This is a genomic window from Xanthomonas sp. DAR33341 (assembly GCF_003992815.1).
GTDB classification, from domain to species: Bacteria; Pseudomonadota; Gammaproteobacteria; order Xanthomonadales; family Xanthomonadaceae; genus Xanthomonas; species Xanthomonas cissicola.
Genome location: NZ_QEYV01000016.1, coordinates 13,599 through 37,686, shown reverse-complemented (window position 1 = coordinate 37,686; position 24,088 = coordinate 13,599). Strand labels below are relative to the sequence as shown.

Sequence of the window (24,088 nt, the reverse complement as noted above, 5' to 3'; positions counted from 1 at the left end):
CGTCAACAGCGTCTACACTAGCCCCCTCTTCTTCTTCGGATGGCTTCCATGTCGCTCGCGCGCCGCATTCCCTTGCTGGTTTGCCTGACCTTGGCGTTGCATGCCGCCCCCGCCCTGGCGCAACGCGCGGTGCAAGGCGACCTGCAGTCGCAAATGAGTGCCGAACAGTTCAAGGCCGCCGGCCTGGACAAGCTCAATGCCAGCGAACTGGCTGCGCTCAACGATTGGCTACAGGGCAAGGTCGCCAAAGAGGCCGCAGTGGTGGTCGAACAGGCCAAGGAAGCCGGCCGTCAGGAAGTGATCGTCAAGAACCGCGGCTTCTTCGACTTCGGCAGCAAGGAGCCGATCGAGAGCACGATGCTCGGCGAATTCAAGGGCTTTTCGAAGGGCCGCGTCTACACGCTGGCGAATGGTCAGGAGTGGGAACAAACCGATACGGCCAGCCTGTCCGCGGTGCGCAAGGATGCACCCAAGGTCAAGATCAAGCCGGGTCTGGTCGGCGTGTGGTATCTGCAGATCGAGGGTTACAACACCCCTGCAAAGGTGCGGCGGATCAAGTAGCGCATCCGCCACGCTTTCGCGGCTGCCGAAGACGGTCGCCGCGCTTGGCATCGGCAGGCGCCACGCGAATCCCGCCGCTGGGCGTTGCGCATGCAAGATCGCAACTGCAGCCGCTGCACTTCGCCCGCGGGATGCCGCTCACTGCAGAGCAGCGCATGCGCAAGGCAACGCTGGTGCCGGCAGACAGAGCGCAAACCTAGGTGCGACCCCTCTAGGCGCAGCTGACGTGGCGCGCCGAATCATCGTACTCCGCATCGCGCAGACACAGCCCATTGCCGGTAGCGAGAAGCGCCGCCCTCCTTACCGATAGCGACCACGCGTACACTCCTGCACACACCGCGCGCCCCACCCCGTCGCTGACGCGACTGCTGACCACGCTTCCCATGCGATTGGCGCGGCAAGCGCTGGCCACACGCACGGTCTCTGGAGAACCTGCATGCGCTCGATGACCTATTGCAGCCTGGTACTGCTATCGTCACTGACACTGTTTTCCGGCATCGCGTCCGCTGACTCACTCGCTTCTGCTGCGTCGCCGGCAGAGCGCTGCGCGAATGCACCGGAGGTTGGCTTCGGGCAATCCTTGGTGTGTTACCGCGATGCCATCGAACGACAACCGTTGACCTATACGCGCGTTGGCACCAGCAGCGTTGCCGGTGTCGAGCGGCGCGACTACCTGCTGACCTCGCAGGACTGGTCGCCAGAGGGACTGGTCACGCCGTCGCGCTGGCAGCATGACGTGGCGATCTATGTGCCGAAAGAGGCCTTGCCCACGCGCGCGGTATTGATCTCAACCAACGGTACGCGTCATCCGGTGGATGGCAATACGGCGCAGCAGGCCAGCGAGTTGGCGCCCGAGGCGCTGGCGGCGTTGGCGCAACGCACCCACACGGTGGTGATCGCGCTCAGCGACATTCCCAACCAGGCGTTGAGCTACCAGGGCGATACCATCCCACGCCGCGAAGACGACAGCGTGGCCTATAGTTGGTCGCTGTTTCTCAAGGCGCCGCAGCAGCGCAAGACACTGCCGCTGCACGTACCGATGGCGGCCGCGATTGCGCGCACCATGAGCCTGGCCGAGCGCGAACTGGCCCCACTGCGAATCCACCGCTTCGTGCTTGCCGGCGCCTCCAAACGCGGGTGGGCCAGCTGGCATGCCACCATCGCCGACCGGCGCGTGGAGGCGGTGGCGCCATTGGTGATCGACATCCTCAACATGCCGGCGGTGCTGGAGCATATGTCCCGCACCTATGGCGGCAACTGGCCGATTGCTTTCGACGCCTATGCAAAGCAGGGCATCACCACACAACTGCAGACCCCGGCTTTCGCGCAATTGGTGCAGCTGCAAGATCCGCTGAGCTATTTGCACACGCCGTACCGCACACGGCTGGCGGTGCCCAAGTACATCGTCAATGCCAGCGGCGACGACTTCTTTTTGCCGGACAACACCCGGTTCTTCTATGACGCGCTGCCCGGCAGCAAGGCGCTGCGCGTCCTGCCCAATAGTGCGCACAACATTCGCGCCTCCGTCGTCGATACCCTGGCGCCGTTCATCACGCGCCTGCAGCAGCAGCGCCCGTTACCGCAAGTGAGCGGTGTGTTGCGTACCAGCGAAGCGCCGCAGATCCGCTTCCGCTCCTCCGAGCGGCCAACGCAGGTGCAGCTGTGGAGTGCACATAATCCACAGGCGCGCGATTTCCGCTACGCCTGCGGCATACGCTACAGCGCCACGCCGATTGCGCTTGCCGACGGCGGCACGGTCTCGGTACCGGTGCAGATTCCAGAGAACGGCTGGAGCGCGTATTTCGTGGAAGCCACTTACGCGGATGGATTCGTTGCCACCAGCCAGGCCTATGTACTCGGCAAGCAGCGTTACCCCACCCAGGCACCGCCCACCGATAACGCGGCCTGCAGCACGTTGCCTGGCGTGACCAGCGGTGGCGCAGGGCCCTGACGCAGTCCTTGAAACAGGGTGGGTGGGGCGATAGCCAACTGAAGCACCTGGTGGGCAGCTGGGCGCCACGCGCCGGCTTGCCGAGTCCGCTTCACCAACCACTGCGCCACGTTGGACGCATTTGTCCAATTTGCGCAACGAAGTCCGCACAGACAACCCCGAAGCGCACGTTTTTGCACTTGAGTACGCCACCAAGATCGATCCAACCCGGCTGATCCATTGACATCGTTGTCACCAACTCCTAAACAGGCCCCTACTCGCTGACGGCATCGGCCGGTCAGACGGACCAAAGGACTGAATGTGGCTGCGATTTCGCGTTCCGCTTACGCCTCTGCCTCGCCCGATGTCCCCGTTGCCATCAGCTTCATCGCTGCCGATGTCGGCGGCACGCATGTGCGTGTCGGGCACATGCTGCAGGCGCGCGATGCAGCCATCGAGCTTTCGCATTACCGCACCTATCGCTGCGCCGAGCACGCCAGTCTCCAGGCCATCCTCGAGGATTTCCTGCACCAGCGGCGCGGCGTCGATGCGGTGGTCATCGCCAGCGCCGGCGTGGCGCTGGACGATGGCAGCTTCATCAGCAACAACCTGCCATGGACGATTTCACCCAGCCGCATCGGTGCTGCACTGGCAGTGCGCAACGTGCACCTGGTCAACGATTTCGAGGCGGTGGCCTACGCAGCGCCGCAGATGGAACAACGCGCCGTGCTGCAGCTGAGCGGGCCGACACCGCGCCATGCGCGCGCCAACGGGCCGATTCTGGTGGTCGGCCCCGGGACCGGTCTGGGTGCAGCACTGTGGATCGATGCCAAGCCACGCGCGATCGTGCTGGCCACCGAAGCCGGCCAGGTCGCGCTGGCCAGCACCCACCCGCGCGAGTACGCCGTGCTGCAATGCCTGTTACGTGACCGGCACTATTTGCCGCTCGAGCACGTGCTCTCCGGCCCGGGATTACGGCATCTCTACGATGCGGTGTGCGAGCTGCATGGCGCAACGCGGCGTCATCGTCTGCCCGCCGCCGTGACGCACGCAGCGCTGCACGAAGACGATGCGCTTGCGCGCGAGTGCCTGGAGATTTTTTGCGGCCTGCTGGGGAGCGCGGTCGGCGACATGGCGTTGGCCTACGGCGCTGCCGGTGGCATCTATCTGGCCGGGGGCTTCCTGCCGACGATCGGCCAGTTCCTGGCTGGCAGCGCCTTTGCCGAGCGCTTCCTGGACAAGGGAAACATGCGCGCTGTGCTCGAACGCATTCCGGTCAAATTGGTCGAGCACGGGCAACTGGGCGTGCTCGGCGCGGCCAACTGGTATCTGCAGCACCACACCGACCTGTCGTAAGCGATACCACGCGTTCTACCCCGAGCGCGCGTCTGCAAGACCCCGCATCCGGCGAGCGGCAGCCCGCCGTCCATCCCTGTGCGTGATGAGGAGAGACATCATGAAATACAGCACTACCCTGCTGTCCAGCGCCATTGCACTATCGCTGGCATTCGCTGCGCAAGCCCAGGACAGCGCTGGTACGCAAGCCACCGACCTGGATGCCGTCCAGGTGGTCGGCATCCGCGCCAGCCTGGAAAAATCGCTCGATACCAAACGCAACAACACCGGCATCTCCGAGGCGATCACCGCCGAAGACATCGGCAAATTCCCGAGCACCAACGTGGCCGAAGCGCTCTCGCAGATTCCCGGCGTGACGTTGGACAGACGCTTCGGGCAAGGCGAGCGCGTGAGTATCGACGGCACCGACCCCAGCCTCAATCTGTCGTTTCTGGACGGGCATCCGGTCGCGCAGGCGATCTGGCTCTACGGCGAACAACCCAGCCGCGGTTTCGATTACACCCTGCTGGCCCCGCAGATCCTGGGCCGTGCGGAAATCCTCAAATCCTCCGAAGCGCGCCTGACCGAAGGCAGCCTCGGTGGCACGGTGCTGATGCATACGCGGCAGCCGCTGGATCTGAAAGTCAACGAAGTGGCTGCATCCATCGGCTACAGCTACAGCGACCAGGCCAGCCAGGGCAAACCCAACGCGGCACTGCTCTACAGCTGGAAGAACGCAGCCGAGACCTTCGGCATTGCGGTCTCGGCGCAACATTACGAAGAACGCGTGGACCGCCGCGGCATGGAGGTCTTCGGCTACGTACCGGCCAGCACCTTCGCCAATGCCGCAGGCGGCGTGCCTGCCGATGCGGATGTGCCCAACTCGATCAACGCTGCCTGGTTCCAGCAGGATCGCGAGCGCGACAGCGCCGTGGTCAACCTGCAACTCAAGCCCAGTGAAGCGCTGGAGTTCAATCTGAGCGGCCTGTACATCAACGAGAACTTCGACAACTACAACCAGTCGATGTACAGCTTTTTGACCTGGAATGCCGGCACGGTGGCGGCGGTGGACCAACTTGGCGGCGTCCGTAACGGTGTGGTCACCAGTGGCCACTCCAGCGCCAATGCCCTCCCGCTCGGCGGTACGGTGATCTACGACAACAACGTGCGCGAATCGGAGGTGACGACCAAAGGACTGGACCTGCGCGGCGCCTTCCGCGGCGAGGGTTGGGGCTTGAACGGACAGGTGGGCCGGAGCAAGTCCGAGAACAAAGATCTCTCGCAATACTTCATCGAGCCGTTCTACAACGGCGGCTTCAGCTGGGACACCCGCCGCGGCATCCGTTTCGACGATTCGGTAGCGGCACGTAACCCGGCCAATTGGGGTTCGGCCGGCGGCTGGTTCGGCAACAACGGCATCTTCTCTACCGAAAGCAAGGACGCGTATGGCCAGCTGGATTTGAATCTGCAGTTCGACAGCGTGTTCAATCAATTGTTGCTGGGCGTGCGCCACGGCAAGCACGACGAGCGCTTCGAGCTCAATGTCTATGGCGGCGTCACCCCCGGCACCCTGGCCGATGTGGGCACGATCGGGCTCACCGATCTGCAGGGGTTCTATCCCGATCACGGCCGGCACATACAGGCAGGTCGCAACAACGTGCTTAACTGGATCCGCAACAGCCCGGTCGATTACAGCGCACCGGATCCGGCCAGCTACCTCAACAACAGCTGGGCGCTGGAGCAGACCAACAACGCAGCCTATGCGCAGCTGAATTTTTCCAGTGGCGGTCTGCGCGGCAATCTTGGCGTGCGCTACGTGGATTCCAAGACCGAAGGCAGCGGCTTCGTCTACAGCGGCACGCCCTCCCTCGCCGACGCCGGCAGCCTGTGGCAGACCCGCACCCGCAAGGAAGACTTTCTGCTGCCTTCGCTGACGCTGTCGTACGACACCAGCGACGACTGGGTATTCCGCTTCGCTGCGGCCAAGGTCATCGCCTGGGCACCTTACAACCAGATGGTCAACAACACCTTCCTCAACGACACCACGTTGACCGGCAGCGGCGGCAATGCAGACCTGTCTCCGTACGAATCCTGGAACTTCAATCTCTCTGCCGAATATTATTTTGCGCAGCAAGCAGTGGTGGCGTGGTCGGTGTTCTACAAGAAGATCGACAACTACATCGACACCAGCGCCAGCGTGGAGCGCCAGTACAACGCATTGCGCGATACCGCACCGCAAAGCTGGGCGCAGTTGGTGGGCAGCAACGGCTGCACGGCCGATGGCTATTGCGACTACAGCATTCAACGGCCGCGCAATGCCGGCGATGGCAAGGTCAAGGGCTTCAACATCTCCTTCCAGCAACCGTTCGGCGACAGCGGCTTCGGCCTGACCGCCAACTACACCTATGCCGCTGGCGAAAACAACACCGGCGATGCCCTGCCCTACCAGTCGCGCAACAGCCTCGCCTTCAGCCCCTACTACGAAAAAGGCCCGCTCAATGCGCGGCTGACCTACAACTGGCGCGACAGCTACCTGGCCGGCGGTTATGTGGCCGGTGCGGCACCGGCAAGCGTGGACGATTACGCCGAACTCGGCGCCAGCATCGGCTATGCCTTCAGCCCGAACTGGTCGCTGCAGGTCGATGCGCAGAACCTGCTGGACGAGCAATACCTGCAGTATCTGGGTGACAAGGACCACCTGGCCGGTCGCTACAAGAGCGGACGCCGCTACATGGCCAGCCTGCACCTGAAGTTCTAGCGTAGCCAGCAACACGACTGCGCTCACCGCCGGGTGGGCGCGGCCGGTGCCCAGAATCGGCATCTACCACTTACACATGCCGGTTCCTGTGCGCCGTCCCGCCCGCCTGGCGCCTGCTCGCGACGTCTGTTAGCAGCTCTCAGCTTCTAAGACGGACGCCGCGCGGGTTGTGAGATGCGCGCGGCCCGTGTCGGATGCGCAGCCTTGCATCAGGCCTCAGCTGCGCAATGCAGCCACCCGTTGCGACAGTTTCTTCGCCGAAACGCCGGATTTTGCACCCAGCTCCTGCGCAAATACCGACACGCGCAGCTCTTCCAGATCCCAACGCAGCGCCTGCCACTCTTGGCGGTTTTGCAAACCGCGCGCGGCGGCCTCTTCCACTGCATCCACGAACGGTTTGAGCTCGAGCATGCGCGCCTGGTCGCGCGCAGGATCGCGCTTTGCGCGTTCGGTGCGCAGGATCATCGCCCTGAGGTAGCGCGGATAATTGGCCAATGCGTCGGCCGGGGTGTCGCGCAGGAAGCCTGCATGCACCAGCGCGCGCAATTGCTGCTCCATGTCATCCAGATTGCCGCGTGCCCAGCCCATCAACGGTGCTTCCAACAGTGGCTTGAGTTCGGCCACGGCGCCCAGGATGCTTTCGGCCAGCTTCAAGCGCTCCATCGCTTCGCCGAACAGCCGCTTGCTCGCATCGTCTCGGCGCTGCGCAAATGCGCCGGGGTCGCGAATGGCGCCCAGGCCATCGGCCAGCACGGCGTTGAGCGCCGCATCGACCAGATCGCCACGCAAGCGTTCCTGTGATTCGATCGCCGCATACAGCAGCCCGGTCTTGGGCGACACCGGCAGTTGCTTGCGTGCCTGTTTGATCTTGTCGGCCAATGCAATTTCCAGCAAGCGCCGCACGCCGCGCGGATGCGCCCGCGCAGCGTCGTTGCGGTCGGCGAAGATGCGCAGCGCCGCGTTGTCGCCCTGATCCACCAGCGCCGGGTACGCCGGCACACCGGCCTCGCCTGCCACCTGCTCGGGAATCGGCGCGCTCGGAAAATCGCGCAGGCCCTCGGCGGCCAGCGCGCGTCCGGCCCGCGCGGCGAATGCCTGCCCGGCACGCTCGCCGAAGCGCGCCCGCAGTCCGTTCAGATCGCGCGACTCGGCCAACACCTTGCCGTCGTCGTCGCGCAGGCGCAGGTTCATCAGCAGATGCGTGTCTAACGCCTGCTCATCGAAATCCAGCGCGGTGACCTGCGTCCCGGTGGCCTTGGTCAGAAAGCGCGCCAGCTCGCCACGGATATCGTCGGCCGAGGCCACACTGTAGGCCTCGTAGAACGCGCGCCCGAAATCCGGTGCCGGCACGTAGTTGCGGCGTTGCGCCTTGGGCAGGCTACGAATCAACGCAGACGCCTTGTCGGCAACGAATCCCGGCGCCAGCCACGACAGGCGCGAAGGATCCAGCGCATTGAGCAAGTGCAATGGCACATCCAGGGTCACGCCGTCGTCGACGGCACCCGGCTCGAAACGGTAGTGCAACGGCAGGCGCGCATCGCCAAGCGGGAAATACTTCGGAAAGCGATCGGCTTCGCTGCCTTCGCCCGGCAGCAGATCGTTCAACGACCAATGCAGGCTGCGGCGTTTGTCCGGCGGCAAGGTCTTCCACCACGCATCCAAGCCGCTGGCCGAATGCAGCTCGGCAGGAATGCGATCCAGATACCAGCGCGCCTGCCAGCCTTCGTCGGCAACGATACCGGCGCGACGCAACTTGGCCTCTTCTTCGCGTGCCTGCTCGAGCACTTTGAGGTTATCGGCCACGAATGCGGCCCGCGTATTGATTTCGCCGGTCACCAAGCCTTGGCGCACGAACAGGTCATGCGCTGCGGCCGGATCGATCTTGCCGAAATGCACTGGCTTTTTCGGCGCCAGCACCAGCCCGAACAGGCTGATCTGTTCCGAAGCAACGACCTGCCCCTGCGCACGCGACCAGTGCGCATCGAAATGCTTGCGCGCCAGCAGATGCGGCAGCTCGGCGATGGCCCAATCCGGCTCGATCGCGGCATTGGTCATGCCCCACACTTTCTGCGTGTCCAGCAACGTGGCGGCCAGAATCCACGGCGGCGGTTTGCGCGCCAGCGCCGAACCCGGGAACGGCACGAAGCGGCGTTGCCGCGCGGCCAGATAGTCGCCCTTTTCCGTGCGGTGGCCGATCTGGGTCGGCAGCCCCGCCAACAGCGCGCGGTGCAGCGCCTGATAGGCCGCCGCACGTTCGCGTTCGCTGCTACGGGCCGATGCTTCGGCAGCTTCGGCCGGCTGGTTCACTGCAGCCGGCGCGGGTGTCGCAGGCGCTGCGTTGGGATCGGGCTTGCCTTCGCGCGCCAGTCGCGCGGCACGGTGCAGCTGGCCACGCGTGGGTCGGTTGGCGTTGTGGCCGTCTTCGCGGGCGGGCGCACTGGCACCGGCCAGCAGTGGCGCCAGCATCGCGTTGGCCGGCTCTTCGCTCCAGCCCAGTTCTTCGCACAGCAACCGCAGCTGCCGATGCAGCTCGCGCCACTCGCGCATGCGCAAGAACCCGAGGAAATGCCGGTTGCACCAGTCGCGCAGCTTGGACTGGGTAAGATCTTCATGCACCTGCCGGTACGCATCCCACAAGCGCAGGATGCCGACGAATTCAGAGCGCGCATCGGCAAACAGCGCATGCGCGTTATCGGCCGCTTCGCGCGCCTCCGGCGGGCGCTCGCGCGGATCCTGGATGCCCAGGAATGCGGCGATGATGATCATCTCGCGCAAGCACCCATGTTGCTGCGCGGCCACCAGCATGCGCGCCAGCTTGACGTCCACCGGCAGGCGCGCCATCTGGCGGCCGGTCGCGGTCAGACGCCGCTGCGTATCGATGGCGCCCAGCTCCAGTAGCTGTTGCCAACCATCGGCCACCGCACGTTCGTCGGGTGCTTCCAGAAACGGGAAGTCTTCGATCCTGCCCAGCCCCAGCTGCAGCATGCGCAAGATCACCCCGGACAACGAGGAACGTCGGATTTCCGGATCGGTGAATGCCGGACGCGCGGCAAAGTCCGCTTCGGCATACAGCCGGTAGCAGATGCCTTCGGCAATACGCCCGCAACGGCCCATGCGCTGGTTGGCGCTGGCCTGCGAGATCGGCTCGATATGCAGGCGGTCCAGCTTCTGGCGCGGGCTGTAGCGCTTGACGCGGGCAAGCCCCGGGTCCACCACATACCGGATGCGCGGCACCGTCAGCGACGTTTCGGCCACGTTGGTGGCCAGTACCAAGCGCCGGCGCGGGCCCGGGTTGAACACGCGGTCCTGATCGGCTGCCGACAGCCGCGCATACAGCGGCACCACTTCGGTTTCGCGGTATTTGCGCCGTTCCAGCGACTGGTGCGCATCGCGAATCTCGCGCTCGCCCGGCAGGAACATCAGCACATCGCCGCGCGGGTCGATGCGGGTGATCTCATCGATGGCCGCCACGATCGCATCGTTGACACTGCGCTCGCCGTCGCGGCCGCTGCCGTGTTCTCCCTCGTCGCCGTCGCCCGTATCGCCTTCCAGCGGGCGATAACGCACCTCGACCGGGAAGGTGCGGCCTTCCACGCTGATCACCGGCGCGTTGTCGAAGTGCTGCGCAAAGCGCTCGGTGTCGATGGTGGCCGAGGTGACGATCAACTTGAGATCGGAGCGCTTGTGCAGCAACTGCTTGAGATAGCCCAGCAAGAAATCGATATTGAGGCTGCGCTCGTGCGCCTCGTCCACGATGATGGTGTCGTAGGACGACAGCCAACGGTCGCTGGCGATTTCCGCCAGCAGGATGCCGTCGGTCATGAACTTGATGCGCGACTGATCGCTGACGCGATCGGTGAAGCGCACCTGGAAGCCCACCGTGGTGCCCAACGGCGTCTTCAGCTCGTCGGCCACGCGCGCGGCCACCGCGCGCGCGGCGATCCGGCGTGGTTGGGTGCAGCCGATCATTCCGGCGGCTCCGCGTCCGGCCGCCAGGCACAGCTTGGGCAGCTGGGTGGTCTTGCCCGAGCCTGTTTCGCCGGCGATGACCACCACCTGATGGTCGCGGATCAGCGCGATGATGCGCTCGGCCTCGCGCGCAATCGGCAACTGGTCGTCCAGCGTGATGGCCGGCTGCTGCTCGGCCCGTGCCTGGCGTTGCGCCTGCGATGCCGCCAGTGCCTGCTCGAACGCATCGCGCACCTGCGGGTTGCCTGGCTTGCCCTGCCAGCGCGACCATAGGCCCAGCAAGCGGCCACGGTCGCGGCTCATCGCGCCATCCACGGCACGGCGGCGCTCACGCAAGGTGTCGGCAAGGGTGGAGTCGATAGCGCTCATTGATGGAAAAATGTGAAAAATTGAATGACGTTTGATCCTTTAGCCTGTCTATTGTGACGCCATATCAGTTCCCTAAGACATCAACCCCGCAAGGACCATCCCATGTCCAAGAAAAAGAACGCCAACAAGCCCGTCGTCGTCAGCGACGCCCTGCCGGTCGCTGCTGCATCGGCGCCGCATATCGATATCGGGATCAAGGACAGTGATCGCAAGCAGATCTCCGACGGTCTGGCCCGCTACATGGCTGACGCCTTCACCTTGTATCTGAAGACCCACAACTTCCACTGGAACGTCACCGGGTCGATGTTCAACTCGCTGCACACCATGTTCGAAACCCAGTACACCGAGCAGTGGGCGGCGCTGGACGAGGTGGCCGAGCGCATCCGCGCCCTGGGCTACAACGCTCCGGGCTCGTACCGCGAATTCGTCGCGCTGACCTCGATCCCGGAAGAGCCGGGCCTGAGCGACAGCGCCGACTGGCGTGAAATGGTGCGCCAGCTGGTCAGCGGCAACGAAGCGGTCTGCCGCACCGCACGCAAGGTGCTGGGCACCGCCGACGACGCCGGCGACGACCCGACCGTGGACCTGCTGACCCAGCGCCTGCAGACCCACGAGAAGTACGCCTGGATGCTGCGCTCGCTGTTGCAGTAAACCCTCTGGGCTTCGCCCCTTCGGGTTTGCCCAAGGTTTCGCAGTTGCGAAACCGTGGGCCCCTGCTCAATTGCCTGCCACACCCCGCGCCTTCGGCGCGCCCCCTAACTCAGGGGGCTCTTGGTGTCATGTTCACTGCGATAGAGCGCATAGAGCACGGGCTGTGCAGTACTCAGCATTCCTTTGCCGGGCCACGCATATCGAAAGTCTTTGAGCCCCTCTCCCGCCGGGGCGAGAAGGCACAGCTTGCGCGCCACTGGCGCGCTTGCCTCGGCGCGCCCGCGCCGCAAGCGCAGGCCGGGGCGCGGAGCGGGGGTTTGGGTGAGTACGCAGCGAAGCCTCGTGCAACTCCTGCTCCCAACTCCTCACGCATCACTGGTCAACCCAACATCCACATCACGGCAATCCCTGATGCGGCTTCGCGCAACTCCACCCAGCAACACCCCGGCCAGGGCTTGACCCGCACGGTATCCTAGGCGGATGTCTTCCCCCGCCCACGAACTGCTCAGCCGCGTCTTTGGCTACGACGACTTCCGCGGCCCGCAGCAGGCCATTGTCGAACACGTCGCTGCCGGCAACGATGCCCTGGTCCTCATGCCCACCGGTGGCGGCAAATCGCTGTGCTACCAAGTGCCGGCGCTGCTACGCGACGGCATCGGCATCGTGGTCTCGCCGCTGATCGCGCTGATGCAGGATCAGGTCGAGGCCCTGCGCCAGCTCGGCGTGCGCGCCGAGTTCCTCAATTCCACCCTGGATGCAGAAAACGCCCAGCGCGTGGAACGCGCCCTGCTGTCCGGCGACCTGGATCTGCTCTACGTTGCGCCGGAGCGCCTGCTGACCCAGCGCTTCCTTTCATTGCTGGAACGTAGCCGCATTGCGCTATTCGCCATCGACGAAGCGCATTGCGTCTCGCAATGGGGTCACGATTTCCGCCCGGAATACCGCCAGCTCACCGTACTGCACGAGCGCTGGCCGCATGTACCGCGCATGGCGTTGACGGCCACCGCCGACCCGCCGACCCAGCGCGAGATCGCAGAGCGCCTGGATCTGGTAGACGCGCGCCACTTCGTCAGTTCCTTCGACCGCCCCAACATCCGCTACACGGTGGTGCAGAAGGACAATGCGCGCAAACAGCTGCAGGAATTCCTGGGCCGTCATCGTGGCTCGGCCGGCATCGTCTATGCGATGTCGCGGCGCAAGGTGGAAGAAACCGCGCAGCAACTGTGCGCGCAAGGCTTCAATGCACTGCCCTATCACGCCGGCCTGCCGGCAGAGGTACGCGCAGAAAACCAGCGCCGCTTCCTGCGCGAGGACGGCATCATCATGGCCGCCACGATCGCTTTCGGCATGGGCATCGACAAGCCGGACGTGCGCTTCGTGGCGCACGTGGATCTGCCCAAATCGCTTGAGGGCTACTACCAGGAAACCGGACGCGCCGGCCGCGACGGCGATCCCGCCGAGGCCTGGCTGTGCTACGGCCTGGGCGATGTGGTGCTGCTCAAGCAGATGATCGAGCAGGGCGAAGCGGCCGAAGAGCGCAAGCGTCTGGAGCGCGCCAAGCTCGACCACCTGCTGGGCTATTGCGAATCGATGCAATGCCGCCGCCAGGTGCTGCTGGCCGGCTTCGGCGAGACCTATCCCAAACCCTGCGGCAACTGCGACAACTGCCTGACCCCGGCCGCCGCCTGGGACGCCACGGTGGCCTCGCAGAAGGCGCTCAGTTGCGTCTACCGCAGCGGGCAGCGCTTTGGCGTGGGCCATCTGATCGACATCCTGCGCGGTAGCGAAAACGAGCGTATCAAACAGCTGGGGCACGACCAGCTCAGCACCTACGGCATCGGCCGCGATCTGGACGAACGTACCTGGCGCGGCGTGTTTCGCCAACTGGTGGCCGCCAGCCTGCTGGAAGTCGATAGCGAAGGTCACGGCGGCTTACGCCTCACCGATGCCAGCCGCCAGGTGCTCAAGGGCGAGCGCCAGGTCATGATGCGCCGCGAAAACCCGGCTGCCGGGCGCGAGCGTAGCGCGCAGCGCACCGGCCTGCCGGTGCAGCCGCAGGATCTGGCGCTGTTCAATGCCTTGCGCGGCTTGCGCGCGGATCTGGCCAAGGAACAGAACGTGCCGGCCTTCGTGATCTTCCATGACAGCACCTTGCGCAACATCGCCGAACAACGGCCAACCAGCATCGATGCGCTCTCGCGGGTGGGCGGCATCGGCGGCGGCAAGCTGGCGCGCTACGGCGCGCAATTGATCGAGATCGTGCGCGAACAGGGCTGATGCAGCAGCGTGTGTCAACACAACACCGCAGACGGCACAAAAATCCGCAAGATCGACAGCGCGCATTCAATCAGCCGTTGCTAGTTTCACACAGCGAGCTGGCACGCGCTGCCAGCCCCTCTTCGTAGAGTCCAACAGATGAAACGCAGCCTGCTTGTCCTGGTCACTCTGTTTGCCGCCGGCAGCGCCGCCGCTGGAAGTGCGTCGGCCCAAGCCAGCGACGGCAATCCCGACACGGCGACCGCACGTTCGCTGGACCTGAGCCTTCCGCAAGCCCCGGTGCAGCTCCGCTCCGACCCGGAATACAGCAACGACCCGCCGGGCACCTTCTACGGCGACAAGAGCGGCCCCAAGCCGGCACTGGCCCGGCCAAGTGCAGCCTCCATCGCTGCCGAGCGCGCCGAGCAATGCCAGGGCAAGCTGCATGGTGCTGTCGAAACCGGCCTGGGCTATTCCAGCCGCGGCGGCAACAGCAACTGGCAGGCGGTGAATTTGAATTCCTGCAAGACCTATTACGACGACGACGGCAAGGCGCACCAGATTGGCGTCAGCATCAGTGTCGGACGTGGTGAGGGCTCCATCTTTGGCCCGCGTTATGCACCCGGCGGCTATGGTCCAGGCCCGTTCGGCTGGTAACCATACGGCGAGGTTTGCGTTGACAGAGGGTTCACTGCCGCATCGCTGAGAATGTGGCCTGCCTTACGAGACCAGCTCATGCCACAGAACAAGGAACGGCCGGTTGTCTTCGTTGTCGAAGACGGCGACGGAACCCGACAGCTCAGCTGCCTTGTGCTGGAGAGCTATGGTTTCACCTGCCGCAGCGCCGGCTCGGTCGAGGAAGCCTTGACCTTGATCGAAAGCGATCCGCGCGTGGATGTGCTGTTTTCCGATATCCATTTCCCGGGCGGCCTGACCGGTGTGGACCTGGCGCTCAAGACCGCACACGCGCCGTACAACCTGCCGGTACTGCTGACTTCCGGCCTGGCCGTCGAATACGTGGAAGAGATCCTCCCCGACGGCGTTGCCTTCCTGGAAAAGCCGTATACCCCTGAGCAACTGCTGAGTGCGATCCGCAGCGTGATGGCCAAGCGCCGCGTGCTGGCAAGCCCGGTCGCGTAACGCGAGCGGCCACGACTGGACGGCCGCCCAGAATCCCGGTGTTGAATGCCAGCCGTCGCGCGGTGCGACGGCGACGGCGACGGCGACGGCGATTGACCACAACACGGTGGTACCACAGACGCGCCGCAACGCGCATCTGGCCACGCCGTGTCTTACGCCAGGGGAAAACACGAGACATCCAGTGACCGCAGCCGTTGCCATGGCTGCGCTGAGCGGTTGCGCCACGGTCATGAACGATGCAACGCAGCCAATTCGGGGCGACACCAAGAAGGCCGATGGACAACTGGTTTCCGGCGCCGACCGCGCCATCAGCAGCGACAAGGACCGCGTGACGGTGAAGTCCGGCCAGACCGCATAAGTGCGTCGTTCCGCGCGCGATCTGGATGTGGCCTGCGTACTGCCCGGCCAACGCGACGCCGCAGGCCGTCCCATGTCGCGCGCCAACGTGGGCATTTGAGGCAACATTCTGACTTCAGCGCGGTTTGCGGCAGCGGCAGCGGCAATACGGTGCAGATCGATTGTTCCGGCTCCACTGCAGCTCCACCTTTCAGTGATGCGGTGAGCGGGGAGTTGTAGGCGCAAGCCCGTGTTCATACGCAGATCGTCGCGACGGCTGTCGGGAACGCCCCGACAGCGTGTCGGCTCGCTCCCGATTTACCCGACCGATGTCGCATTTAAACTGCAGCCACCGGACGCGAGGCCTGTTGGGCCGCTCAACTCGCGGGGCGCAGAGCACGCCCCTGCCGGGACACGGATGAGTAAAGGTGCGAGAGAATGGCCGCGCCTCCTCCCCGATCTGCCCGTGCGTTCGCTCGTGCAGCCATTTAGCAGGCAAGAATTGCGGCCAGGTTCGATGCCTGGAAGCCCTGCCTCGCCCTGCAATTGACCGCAGTCAACAGACGTTGCGATCGCGCATCTCACTGGCACTCAATCAGCGCAGCATGCCCATGTGCGCGCATCACGCCGCAAGCGCTCGCTTGGCGGCCAGCTCATGCACGGGGCCATCCTTCCCGAATCACGCTGCACAGGCACGCTCCCCGACGTGCAAGGTGGCTGGTTCCTTGCTGCATGGATCGATGCAAGGGCAACGTCAGCTACCGAGTCACTCAGGTAGATGCTGGAAAAACAGCACTCTGCGTCATCGACGCGGCCGAAATATTCGCCTGCTTCTGCAGCAAACCATGCATTTCACGCGATCAAGCAGGCTGCTCGCTAGGCTAACCTGATCGCAGCGCTGTGCTGCGCAAGACTGTCAGGAGTTCCGCATGGGCGACAATTCGTTTTTATCTCCGGCCTTCATCATCCTGGTCATTGGTGTGATTGCCGTTGTGCTGTTCCTGGTCACGCGTGCCAAGAAAAAGCGCAACAAGAAATAATCGCTGCATGCACTGCTGGCCGTGCTAAGCACATTTGCACGCAAGCGCTACGTGATTCCAGCGGCTGCAGCCGCGTGCCGCGGTGCTCCAGTCAGAACCGCTCACCTGCCGGCAGGTAGCGCCATTCGCCGATCGCCAGCTTGCCCAGCGACACCCGGCCCACGCGCAAGCGGCGAATGCTCCTGACCTCCAGGCCTACTTCGCCGCACATGTAGCGCAGTTGGCCGGGCTGCACGTGCTTGATCGCAAACCGCAGGCGGTCTTCGCTTTGCCAGCTCACCTTGCAAGGCGATAGACTGCGTTGCTGGTAGACCAAGCCATGCGCCAGCCGCGCCATTCCGTAGGGACGCAGCTCACCCTGCACTTCAACCAGAAATTCCTGCTCGATCGCGCTGGCGTCAGCGCTCAGCCGGCGCAGCACGCGGCCATCCTGGCTCAGGATCAGCAGCCCGCTTGCGGCGTCTTCCAGCGGCAGCGGCGCTTGCAAGCGTAGGAAGTGCCGCTTCAACACACGTAGGTCGGACTGGTCCAGTGCGCTGCGCGTTGCCGGCGTGGCCAGCGCCAGCGCGGCATCGGCGCAGATGCCTGCGGGCTTGTGCAGTAACAAGGTGGCGGGCTCGGCAGGCGCCAACACCGCATTTGCGGCCAGGGTGACCTGCGCCACGGTAGCCAGCGCCTGCGGTTCTTCGACCACCACGCCGTCCACGCTGACCCACCCGCCCTCGATGTAGTGCTGGGCCTCGCCACGCGAGCAGCCGAACGCGGCAGCTACACATTTATCGAGACGGATCGGATCGGACATGCGGCGAGCTCAGCATCAGGGGACGGCAGTGTACGTGCTGGCTGCTCGCCCGCGTGAGTCGCTGCGCAATGCATTCGATGGTGCGCCTGCGCAGATCGGCACTGTCCGCTACCGATGCAACGGCAAACGCCGTGCACGCAGACGCCGGCAAACGCTTCTGCACTGAACGACAACGTGGGAAACTCGATGCTCACACAGGAGATCGCAGATGTTTATCCAGTTCGGCACCGCCCGGGTCCGCCTCAACCATATCTCTGTCATCAGCGACCCGTTCAACGCTGGCGAAAGCTTCGGGTCCTACTGCCACTCGGTTCGGGTCGGGCTGATCTCCGGCGAAGAGCTCTTTGCGCGCTTCAACAGCGAGGGTGGCGCCCAGCAACTGCACGCAGACGTGCTCGCTGCGCTGGAAGCCTGAGCAAGAGTGATCGCCATCGCGTCGCGCTGCTTGCGCACGCGATGGCGCAAGCGGCAGCACGTTGCGTTTCCCGGCAGGCATGCTGCAGCGCGGCAACACGCGCGACGCAGCATGCGGATACTTCAATCCACTAATTCGCACGGCCTGCCCGCTACCAGGCTCGCGGCAGATCGTTGCCCAGCGCTCGATGCAGAACTGAGCCCTGCATCGCAATCCAATGACCGGTTGCAGGCGCGGCCACGCGCCAATGTCGGCAAAGCGTCAGAAAATCACTGCACCACTGAGACGCTTCGATCCGGCCAGATGCACATAAATTTGCACCTCGGAGCTCCCATGTCAGGACACGGGAAGCCGCTGCCAGGAAACTTCCGATCTGTAATGAATCAACGGTAAGTATTTTCGATCGACGGTCTTTAGCTCCCTGGAATCCGGCCGCTAGCTGGGCAAGGCGCTTGAGTCGATGCACCCCGCATCCACCGAGCTGCTCAGCTGTGCTACCTGGAAGCGGTCATGAATGACTTTCTGCAACGCCTCAATGTCGGCCGTCGCCTCGGAATGGCCTTCGGCATTCTGATTCTGCTGTCGGGCCTGCTGGTGGCCACCGGCCTGATCACCATGTCCAATGCGCGTTATGAGCTGGACACCATCGTCAACAACAACATGGAAAGGATCCGGCTGTCTTCCGAAATGCTCGATGCCAACACCAACGTGGCGATCGGCTTGCGCGACGTGGTGATGGTCTCCGGCGATGCGGCCAACCGGCGCGCACTGGACACGATCGAAAAGAGTCGTGCGCGCTACAAGCAGGCCCACGATGCCTTGGCTGCGATGCCGAGCAGCGAACTCGAGAAAAAAGCGCTAACGCTGGTGCAGGAAAAGCGCGACGTCTCGGTCAAGTTCAACAACCAGATCCTCGACTACGGCATACGCGACCAGAATCAGCAAGCGCAAGCCTTGTTGCAAGGTGCTGCCGCTGCGGCGATGGACGAGCAACAAGCCGCGATTGCCGCAAATGCTGCCTTAGAGCGCCGCCTCAGCAAAGATGCTTACGCGGCAGCCGTTGCATCGATGCATAACGGCAAGATCATCCTGGCCAGCGGCGGCATTGCTGCGCTGGCGATCAGTGCGTTGCTCGCATGGTTGATTACGCGCAGCCTGACCAGGCCGTTGAGCCAGGCCACGCGCACTGCCGAAGCCATTGCCGCAGGCGATCTGCGCAACGATGTGCACACCACCGCAACGGATGAAACAGGTCGCCTGTTGCAGGCCATGGACAAGATGCAACTGCAGCTGCGCAACCTCATCGCGGCGCAGACCGACATGGCCAAGCATCATGACAACGGCCAGATCAGCTTCCGCATCGACGCAACCGTCTTCCCGGGCGACTACGGCCGCATGGCCAACGACACCAATGCGTTGGTGGCCTCGCACGTGGCCGTGCAAAACGATCTGGCGCGCATCATGGGGCGCTATGCCATCGGCGAACTCTCCGAAGACATGCAGCCCTTGCCGGGCGAAAAGGCCGCCTTCAGCAACACCATGTCGCAGGTCAAGCTCAACCTGTCGGCAATGAATCACCAGATCAAGCACCTTGCACAGGCCGCCGCCAATGGCGACTTCAGTGCCCGCGGCGATGTCGAGCGCTTCCAGTTCGACTTCCGCGTCATGGTGGAGAGCCTGAACCAGTTGATGTCCACCGCGGACGGCAATCTGCAATCGCTGTCGGCACTGCTGCAGTCGATCGCAGCCGGCGACCTCACCGCACGCATGAGCGGCGACTTCCGCGGCGTGTTCGCACAGATGCGCGATGACGCCAATGCGACAGCGAGCCAGCTGGCACAGATCGTCGGCAACATCCAGCAGTCGGCAGTGTCGATCAACGCGGCTGCCACCGAGATCGCCGCGGGCAATCAGGATCTGTCGCAGCGGACCGAGCAGCAGGCGGCCAACCTGGAAGAGACCGCCGCCTCGATGGAAGAGCTGACCTCCACCGTCAAGCAGAATGCCGAGAGTGCGCGCCAGGCCAATCAACTGGCGATCGGCGCCGCACGCGTGGCCTCGGAAGGTGGCGATGTGGTTGGTAAGGTCGTAGACACGATGAGCGGTATCGAAGCCTCGTCCAAGAAGATCGCCGACATCATCTCCGTCATCGACGGCATTGCCTTCCAGACCAACATCCTGGCGCTAAACGCCGCGGTGGAAGCTGCCCGTGCAGGCGAACAAGGTCGTGGCTTTGCGGTTGTCGCCTCGGAAGTACGCACGCTGGCGCAGCGTTCCTCCGGCGCAGCGAAAGAGATCAAGGACCTGATCGACGATTCCGTTCAACGCGTGGCCGAAGGCTCGGCACTGGTGCACAGCGCCGGCAAGACCATGGGCGAGGTCGTGGCCAGCGTCCAGCGCGTCACCGATATCATGGGCGAAATTTCGGCGGCCTCGCAGGAGCAATCTGCCGGCATCGAACAGGTCAATCAAACCATCACGCACATGGACGAAACCACGCAACAGAATGCGGCGCTGGTGGAAGAAGCCACTGCCGCCGCCCGCTCCATGGAAGAACAAGCCGTGCAGCTCACCGACGCGGTCGCCATCTTCAAGATCGATGCACGGCAGGTACGCCGGGCAGACACGCGCGCCACCGCACCGGTCGCGCATCTGTTGAACAAGGTTCGCCACGCCTGAGCAGTGGCGTGGCCCGCTGGCTGCCCTCCAAAGGCGCAGCTGGCGTGAGCGGATAGAAGCGCCTGCCGGCGGCAATCGCAACAAGACGCTCACGTCGTCCCAAGCGCGCCCTGAGAGGCGCGCTTGGCTGTTGCAACGGCGCAGCCACATTCCAGGGACACCATCTACCCCAACGCCGCCTGTTCGCTGTCACAGAAACTGCCAAAACATATCGAATTGTCGAGCAATCCCTGCACCGGCGGCGATCCGATGGCCCTGGCCTGGCGGATGGACTGCAACAGATCACGATTGAAACAGCAGGATGTCCGGCTCCGATATGTCGGTAGTTGCTGCGCAATGACTGCATAACGCTCCGGACAGAGCGATCAGCGCAGCTCCGCGTGCTCGGGGAGCAGCAACAGCACGCACAGCAGCAGCATGAAGACCGCGATCAGTCCATCCAGTATCCGCCACGCACGCGGATGCCGGAACACTGGCTGCACCAGGCGGGCCCCATAGCCCAGGCCAGAGAACCAGCTCACGCTGGCCACACACGCACCCAGTGCAAATGCCCAGCGCAACGCGCCGGGGTAATGCGTCGCCAGACTGCCGAGCAAGAGCATCGTATCGAGATAGACGTGCGGGTTGAGAAAGGTAAACGCCAGGCAGGTGAGCATGGCGCGTTGCCAGCGATCTTCGCCCTGTTCCGCTGGCGACATTGCGCCATCTCCGCGCCAGGCACGGCGTGCCGCCATCCATCCATACACCGCCAGAAACGCGGCGCCCGCATAGCGCAACACCTGCAGCAGGCCCGACCATTGCTGCGCCAACACGCCGATTCCAGCGACGCCGAGCAGGATCAGCGCAATATCTCCAAGTGCACAGATCGTCACCACCAGTCCCACGTGCTGGCGCTTGAGCCCCTGCCGCAGCACGAACGCATTCTGCGCGCCGATCGCGACGATGAGACCGGCACCGGCAAGGAAACCGGCCACTGTTGCTTGAACGATCATGGTGTTGTCTCCGAGGCTGGCGTGCATCGTGCGTCCTCGCGTCGGATTAGGAAAACTAAATAATCTGTATGCTCATTAGAACTTCTAATGTCGACAAAAGCATGGATCTTCTGCACCCGCAATTGGCCGCCTTCGCAGCCGTTCTGGATGAGGGCAGCTTCGACGCGGCCGCGCAGCGTCTTGCACTGACGCCCTCGGCAATCTCGCAACGCATCAAGGCGCTCGAAGACCGACTCGGGCAGGTACTGGTCATGCGCACGGCGCCCTGCCGGCCCACGCCGGCCGGCGAACGGCTGCTGCGCCGGCTCAAACCCATGCAGGTCCTCGAGGCCGAAGCGGTCGCCGACCTCCTGCCTGGCGATGGCATCGCCGGTCATCCACGCACTCTCGCCATCGCGGTCAATGACGACTCGTTACAGACCTGGTTCCTGCAGGCGCTGTCTTCGCTGCACCGGGCGCACGGCTTTTTGTTCGATGTACAGATGGACGACCAGGACCACACCCTGGAATTGCTGCGCGCTGGCAGCGTGCTGGGCGCGGTCACCTCAGAGCGCGCGCCACTGCAGGGTTGCAACGTCCAGGCGTTGGGCGTGATGCGCTACCACGCGATCGCATCGGCAGCGTTCGTCGCCGCACATTTCCAGGACGGCTTTACCGCCGACGCGCTGGGGAAGGCGCCGATGCTGGTGTTCAATCGCAAAGACACCTTGCAGGCGCGTTTCGTCAGGCGGATCACGCGTGCCCGGCTGACCCCGCCCACGCATTACCTGCCCACCTCCACCGGCTTTGTCGAAGCCGCTGCACGCGAGCTGGGCTGGTGCCTGGCACCCGAAGCGATGGTGCTGCCTGCGGTGCGCAACAGGCAGGTCGTCATCATCGACCCCACCCGCTGGCTCGATGTTCCGCTGTACTGGCAATACGCCGCTGTGCGCTCAAACGCCTTGCAGCAACTCAGCCAGGCACTGCGCAAGGCGGCTGCCACCAGCTTGCGTGGCAGCAGATAGACGCCACGCCCACCGATCTCACCGCCGGCCAATCGCCGGACTGCCATGCATCTGCGGCGCTCCGAGTTTACCGGCCCTAATCGCCGCGTTGGCTGCACCTGCCACGTTAGCCAGGTAATCAGTGGGCAGGCACGCCCAAGCGGTGATTCAAGGCATTATCCGCGCCGATTGAATGCCGACCGTGCCATGCGCGCCCTGGCACTGTGGCGGTCGGCGATATCGAACTCCTCGCCCGCAACAATGTCGTTCAACTGCAGTAAACCCGCGCTGGATCACTCGGCGCTGCGGTGCTGCAAGAGCGATAGCGCATGCTTCAGATCACGAAAATGGAAGGGTTTCTGCAGGCCGTGCCGGTGCCGGTACCTTTCGGGAATCCCGCCCTGGGCATAGCCGGTCACGAAGATATACGGAACACCGCGCGCGTCCAGTTCTTCTGCAATCGGAAACGACAAGGTGCCGCCAAGATTGATGTCCAGCAGTGCCAGGTCGAGGTTGCCTGCCTGCACCGCTTGCAGCGCGGCGTCCACGTCGGCCACGGTTGCCGCCACCTCGTAACCCAGTTCCGCCAGGCAATCCTCCAGGAGCATCGCCACCAACGATTCGTCTTCGACCAGGAGCACGCGCATGGTCATGGCCGTGCCTCGATATGCTCGCGCGGCAACGGGATGGACACACGGAAACACACGCCAGCCGGATCGAAGGACAGCTCAACTTCGCCCTTGAGGTCGTGCTTCAAACCACGCTCCAGAAGACGCGTGCCGAACCCCTTGCGCGTGGGTGGCTGCACCGGCGGCCCCCCGGCTTCCCGCCAGATCAATTCAAGCAGCTCCTGCTCGCCGCGTGTGATGCGCTCCCACGAAACCAGTACATTCCCAGCTGGCAAGGATAATGCGCCGTGCTTGAGCGCGTTGGTACACAGCTCATGCAGCGCCATCGATAGCGCCAATGCGCGCCGCGGATCAAGGCGACAAGAATCACCCTGCAACGTGAAGCGCTGGCCGTCGTGCGACTCATAGAGCGCGGCAGCGTCGCGGGTCAGTTCCAGGATGTCGGCGCTGACCCAATTTTCGCGCGTCAGCGTGTCGTGTGCGCGCGACAGCGCCAGCAAGCGCGCATCAAGCTTTTCCTGTGCGTCGCCCAGGCTGCCGGCATTGGTGAACGATTGGCGCGCCAGCGATTGCACCATCACCAACGAATTTTTGACCCGGTGGTTGAGCTCGTTGATCAACAGCTGCAGATGCTGCTCATGCTGCTTGTGTTCGGTGATGTCGCGCGTGGCGCCGGCGATCGCCTCGACCTTGCCGTCGGGTCCGAACACGGGGGTAAAAATGTAGTCGTAGATGCGCAGGCCCTTGGTCGTATGCGGGAATGGCACCTCGCCGCGCACCGGCTGGCCTGTTGCGATCACCTGTTCGATCTCTTCATCGTGCATGGCCGCATGCCAGGGCTCGTAGCCCAGTTCCAGGCAGGTTTTGCCGCAGGCGTCTTCCCAGCGCATTCCCCACATCGTCAACAACGCCTGATTGGCGTAGACGAAGCGATGCTGGATATCGAACACATACAAAAGATCCGGTGTTGCCTGCAGCAGGGCCTCGTAAATGCGCGATTTCGCTGCGTCTTCCTGATGCTCGGCCATTGCGTCATGGTCCTAAAATTGAAGCGAACGATAAATGGACTTACGTGAACGCCTGATCACGCGTATTTGACGTCGGATCAGCTCAAGCAGACGCGCGCCGCCGCCGGGAGAAACCACTTGCGATCGGCCAATACCGCAAGCGCATTCCACTGTTTCCTGCCTGTGCCGGCCAACCCGCGGCAGCCAAACCTGGATCGATGACCGGCTCCTGGTCG

Annotated in this window: 17 protein-coding genes and 1 other RNA gene; 13 read left to right on the top strand and 5 right to left on the bottom strand. The window is 63.9% G+C overall.

Annotated elements, in window-relative coordinates; all coding sequences use genetic code 11:
• The first annotated feature begins 48 nt into the window (after window positions 1–48).
• The 5 genes from EO156_RS04470 to EO156_RS04450 all read left to right on the top strand — a co-directional run bounded on the left by EO156_RS04470 (window position 49) and on the right by EO156_RS04450 (window position 6,719).
• The gene (locus EO156_RS04470) at window positions 49–561 is read left to right on the top strand and encodes a hypothetical protein (RefSeq protein ID WP_015463489.1); all 513 of its coding nucleotides are present in this window, start codon (window positions 49–51) and stop codon (window positions 559–561) included.
• Window positions 562–997: 436 nt separating this feature from the next.
• On the top strand, window positions 998–2,512 hold the full coding sequence (locus EO156_RS04465; protein WP_016849289.1) for a PhoPQ-activated protein PqaA family protein: 1,515 nt from the start codon (window positions 998–1,000) through the stop codon (window positions 2,510–2,512).
• 300 nt (window positions 2,513–2,812) lie between these two features.
• Window positions 2,813–3,847, top strand: a complete 1,035-nt coding sequence (locus EO156_RS04460) for a glucokinase family protein (protein ID WP_016849290.1) — start codon at window positions 2,813–2,815, stop codon at window positions 3,845–3,847.
• Window positions 3,848–3,947: 100 nt separating this feature from the next.
• Window positions 3,948–6,584, top strand: coding sequence for a TonB-dependent receptor (locus EO156_RS04455; RefSeq protein ID WP_016849291.1), 2,637 nt, complete (start codon window positions 3,948–3,950; stop codon window positions 6,582–6,584).
• 61 nt (window positions 6,585–6,645) lie between these two features.
• A non-coding RNA gene (locus EO156_RS04450) (sX9 sRNA) lies at window positions 6,646–6,719 on the top strand.
• Between the two features lie 81 nt (window positions 6,720–6,800).
• Here EO156_RS04450 and hrpA read toward each other — a convergent pair.
• Complete coding sequence (gene hrpA / locus EO156_RS04445; protein WP_029829327.1) at window positions 6,801–10,922, bottom strand: ATP-dependent RNA helicase HrpA; 4,122 nt, start codon at window positions 10,920–10,922, stop codon at window positions 6,801–6,803.
• 102 nt (window positions 10,923–11,024) lie between these two features.
• Here hrpA and EO156_RS04440 point away from each other — a divergent pair, with 102 nt between their 5' ends.
• From EO156_RS04440 to EO156_RS23900, 5 genes are all read left to right on the top strand, one after another.
• Window positions 11,025–11,573, top strand: a complete 549-nt coding sequence (locus EO156_RS04440) for a Dps family protein (RefSeq protein ID WP_003482535.1) — start codon at window positions 11,025–11,027, stop codon at window positions 11,571–11,573.
• Window positions 11,574–12,053: 480 nt separating this feature from the next.
• Entirely contained in the window at window positions 12,054–13,850 is a 1,797-nt protein-coding gene (gene recQ, locus EO156_RS04435) for a DNA helicase RecQ (RefSeq protein WP_011052052.1), read from the top strand.
• 138 nt (window positions 13,851–13,988) lie between these two features.
• The gene (locus tag EO156_RS04430; protein WP_005913671.1) at window positions 13,989–14,486 is read left to right on the top strand and encodes a hypothetical protein; all 498 of its coding nucleotides are present in this window, start codon (window positions 13,989–13,991) and stop codon (window positions 14,484–14,486) included.
• Between the two features lie 78 nt (window positions 14,487–14,564).
• Window positions 14,565–14,969 carry a response regulator gene (locus tag EO156_RS04425; RefSeq protein ID WP_016851165.1) on the top strand — a complete coding sequence of 135 codons (405 nt, stop codon included), beginning with the start codon at window positions 14,565–14,567 and terminating at the stop codon, window positions 14,967–14,969.
• 181 nt (window positions 14,970–15,150) lie between these two features.
• Window positions 15,151–15,327, top strand: a complete 177-nt coding sequence (locus EO156_RS23900; RefSeq protein WP_154666349.1) for a hypothetical protein — start codon at window positions 15,151–15,153, stop codon at window positions 15,325–15,327.
• A 1,109-nt stretch (window positions 15,328–16,436) separates the two neighbouring features.
• Here EO156_RS23900 and EO156_RS04415 read toward each other — a convergent pair.
• On the bottom strand, window positions 16,437–17,147 hold the full coding sequence (locus tag EO156_RS04415; protein ID WP_011052054.1) for an rRNA pseudouridine synthase: 711 nt from the start codon (window positions 17,145–17,147) through the stop codon (window positions 16,437–16,439).
• 208 nt (window positions 17,148–17,355) lie between these two features.
• Between EO156_RS04415 and EO156_RS04410 the strand changes: the two genes are divergently transcribed.
• Window positions 17,356–17,562 carry a hypothetical protein gene (locus EO156_RS04410; RefSeq protein ID WP_016851168.1) on the top strand — a complete coding sequence of 69 codons (207 nt, stop codon included), beginning with the start codon at window positions 17,356–17,358 and terminating at the stop codon, window positions 17,560–17,562.
• Between the two features lie 510 nt (window positions 17,563–18,072).
• Entirely contained in the window at window positions 18,073–20,241 is a 2,169-nt protein-coding gene (locus EO156_RS04400) for a methyl-accepting chemotaxis protein (protein ID WP_016851169.1), read from the top strand.
• 365 nt (window positions 20,242–20,606) lie between these two features.
• Here EO156_RS04400 and EO156_RS04395 read toward each other — a convergent pair whose 3' ends face one another.
• On the bottom strand, window positions 20,607–21,233 hold the full coding sequence (locus EO156_RS04395; RefSeq protein ID WP_026007238.1) for a LysE/ArgO family amino acid transporter: 627 nt from the start codon (window positions 21,231–21,233) through the stop codon (window positions 20,607–20,609).
• A gap of 101 nt (window positions 21,234–21,334) precedes the next feature.
• Between EO156_RS04395 and EO156_RS04390 the strand changes: the two genes are divergently transcribed.
• Entirely contained in the window at window positions 21,335–22,237 is a 903-nt protein-coding gene (locus EO156_RS04390) for a LysR family transcriptional regulator ArgP (protein WP_016851171.1), read from the top strand.
• A 272-nt stretch (window positions 22,238–22,509) separates the two neighbouring features.
• Here the strand turns inward: EO156_RS04390 and EO156_RS04385 are convergent, their stop codons facing one another.
• Window positions 22,510–22,869 carry a response regulator gene (locus EO156_RS04385; protein ID WP_003482555.1) on the bottom strand — a complete coding sequence of 120 codons (360 nt, stop codon included), beginning with the start codon at window positions 22,867–22,869 and terminating at the stop codon, window positions 22,510–22,512.
• The gene (locus EO156_RS04380) at window positions 22,866–23,873 is read right to left on the bottom strand and encodes an HWE histidine kinase domain-containing protein (RefSeq protein WP_016851172.1); all 1,008 of its coding nucleotides are present in this window, start codon (window positions 23,871–23,873) and stop codon (window positions 22,866–22,868) included. Before EO156_RS04380 ends, EO156_RS04385 begins: the two co-directional genes overlap by 4 nt.
• Window positions 23,874–24,088: the final 215 nt, after the last annotated feature.

Excerpts from the sequence above, each read along its gene's own strand:
- EO156_RS04470 (WP_015463489.1), top strand. The coding sequence starts at position 49 with ATGTCGCTCGCGCGCCGCATTCCCTTGCTGGTTTGCCTGACCTTGGCG.
- EO156_RS04465 (WP_016849289.1), top strand. The coding sequence starts at position 998 with ATGCGCTCGATGACCTATTGCAGCCTGGTACTGCTATCGTCACTGACA.
- EO156_RS04455 (WP_016849291.1), top strand. The coding sequence starts at position 3,948 with ATGAAATACAGCACTACCCTGCTGTCCAGCGCCATTGCACTATCGCTG.
- hrpA (WP_029829327.1), bottom strand. The coding sequence starts at position 10,922 with ATGAGCGCTATCGACTCCACCCTTGCCGACACCTTGCGTGAGCGCCGC.
- EO156_RS04440 (WP_003482535.1), top strand. The coding sequence starts at position 11,025 with ATGTCCAAGAAAAAGAACGCCAACAAGCCCGTCGTCGTCAGCGACGCC.
- recQ (WP_011052052.1), top strand. The coding sequence starts at position 12,054 with ATGTCTTCCCCCGCCCACGAACTGCTCAGCCGCGTCTTTGGCTACGAC.
- EO156_RS04430 (WP_005913671.1), top strand. The coding sequence starts at position 13,989 with ATGAAACGCAGCCTGCTTGTCCTGGTCACTCTGTTTGCCGCCGGCAGC.
- EO156_RS04425 (WP_016851165.1), top strand. The coding sequence starts at position 14,565 with ATGCCACAGAACAAGGAACGGCCGGTTGTCTTCGTTGTCGAAGACGGC.
- EO156_RS04415 (WP_011052054.1), bottom strand. The coding sequence starts at position 17,147 with ATGTCCGATCCGATCCGTCTCGATAAATGTGTAGCTGCCGCGTTCGGC.
- EO156_RS04410 (WP_016851168.1), top strand. The coding sequence starts at position 17,356 with ATGTTTATCCAGTTCGGCACCGCCCGGGTCCGCCTCAACCATATCTCT.
- EO156_RS04400 (WP_016851169.1), top strand. The coding sequence starts at position 18,073 with ATGAATGACTTTCTGCAACGCCTCAATGTCGGCCGTCGCCTCGGAATG.
- EO156_RS04395 (WP_026007238.1), bottom strand. The coding sequence starts at position 21,233 with ATGATCGTTCAAGCAACAGTGGCCGGTTTCCTTGCCGGTGCCGGTCTC.
- EO156_RS04390 (WP_016851171.1), top strand. The coding sequence starts at position 21,335 with ATGGATCTTCTGCACCCGCAATTGGCCGCCTTCGCAGCCGTTCTGGAT.
- EO156_RS04385 (WP_003482555.1), bottom strand. The coding sequence starts at position 22,869 with ATGACCATGCGCGTGCTCCTGGTCGAAGACGAATCGTTGGTGGCGATG.
- EO156_RS04380 (WP_016851172.1), bottom strand. The coding sequence starts at position 23,873 with ATGGCCGAGCATCAGGAAGACGCAGCGAAATCGCGCATTTACGAGGCC.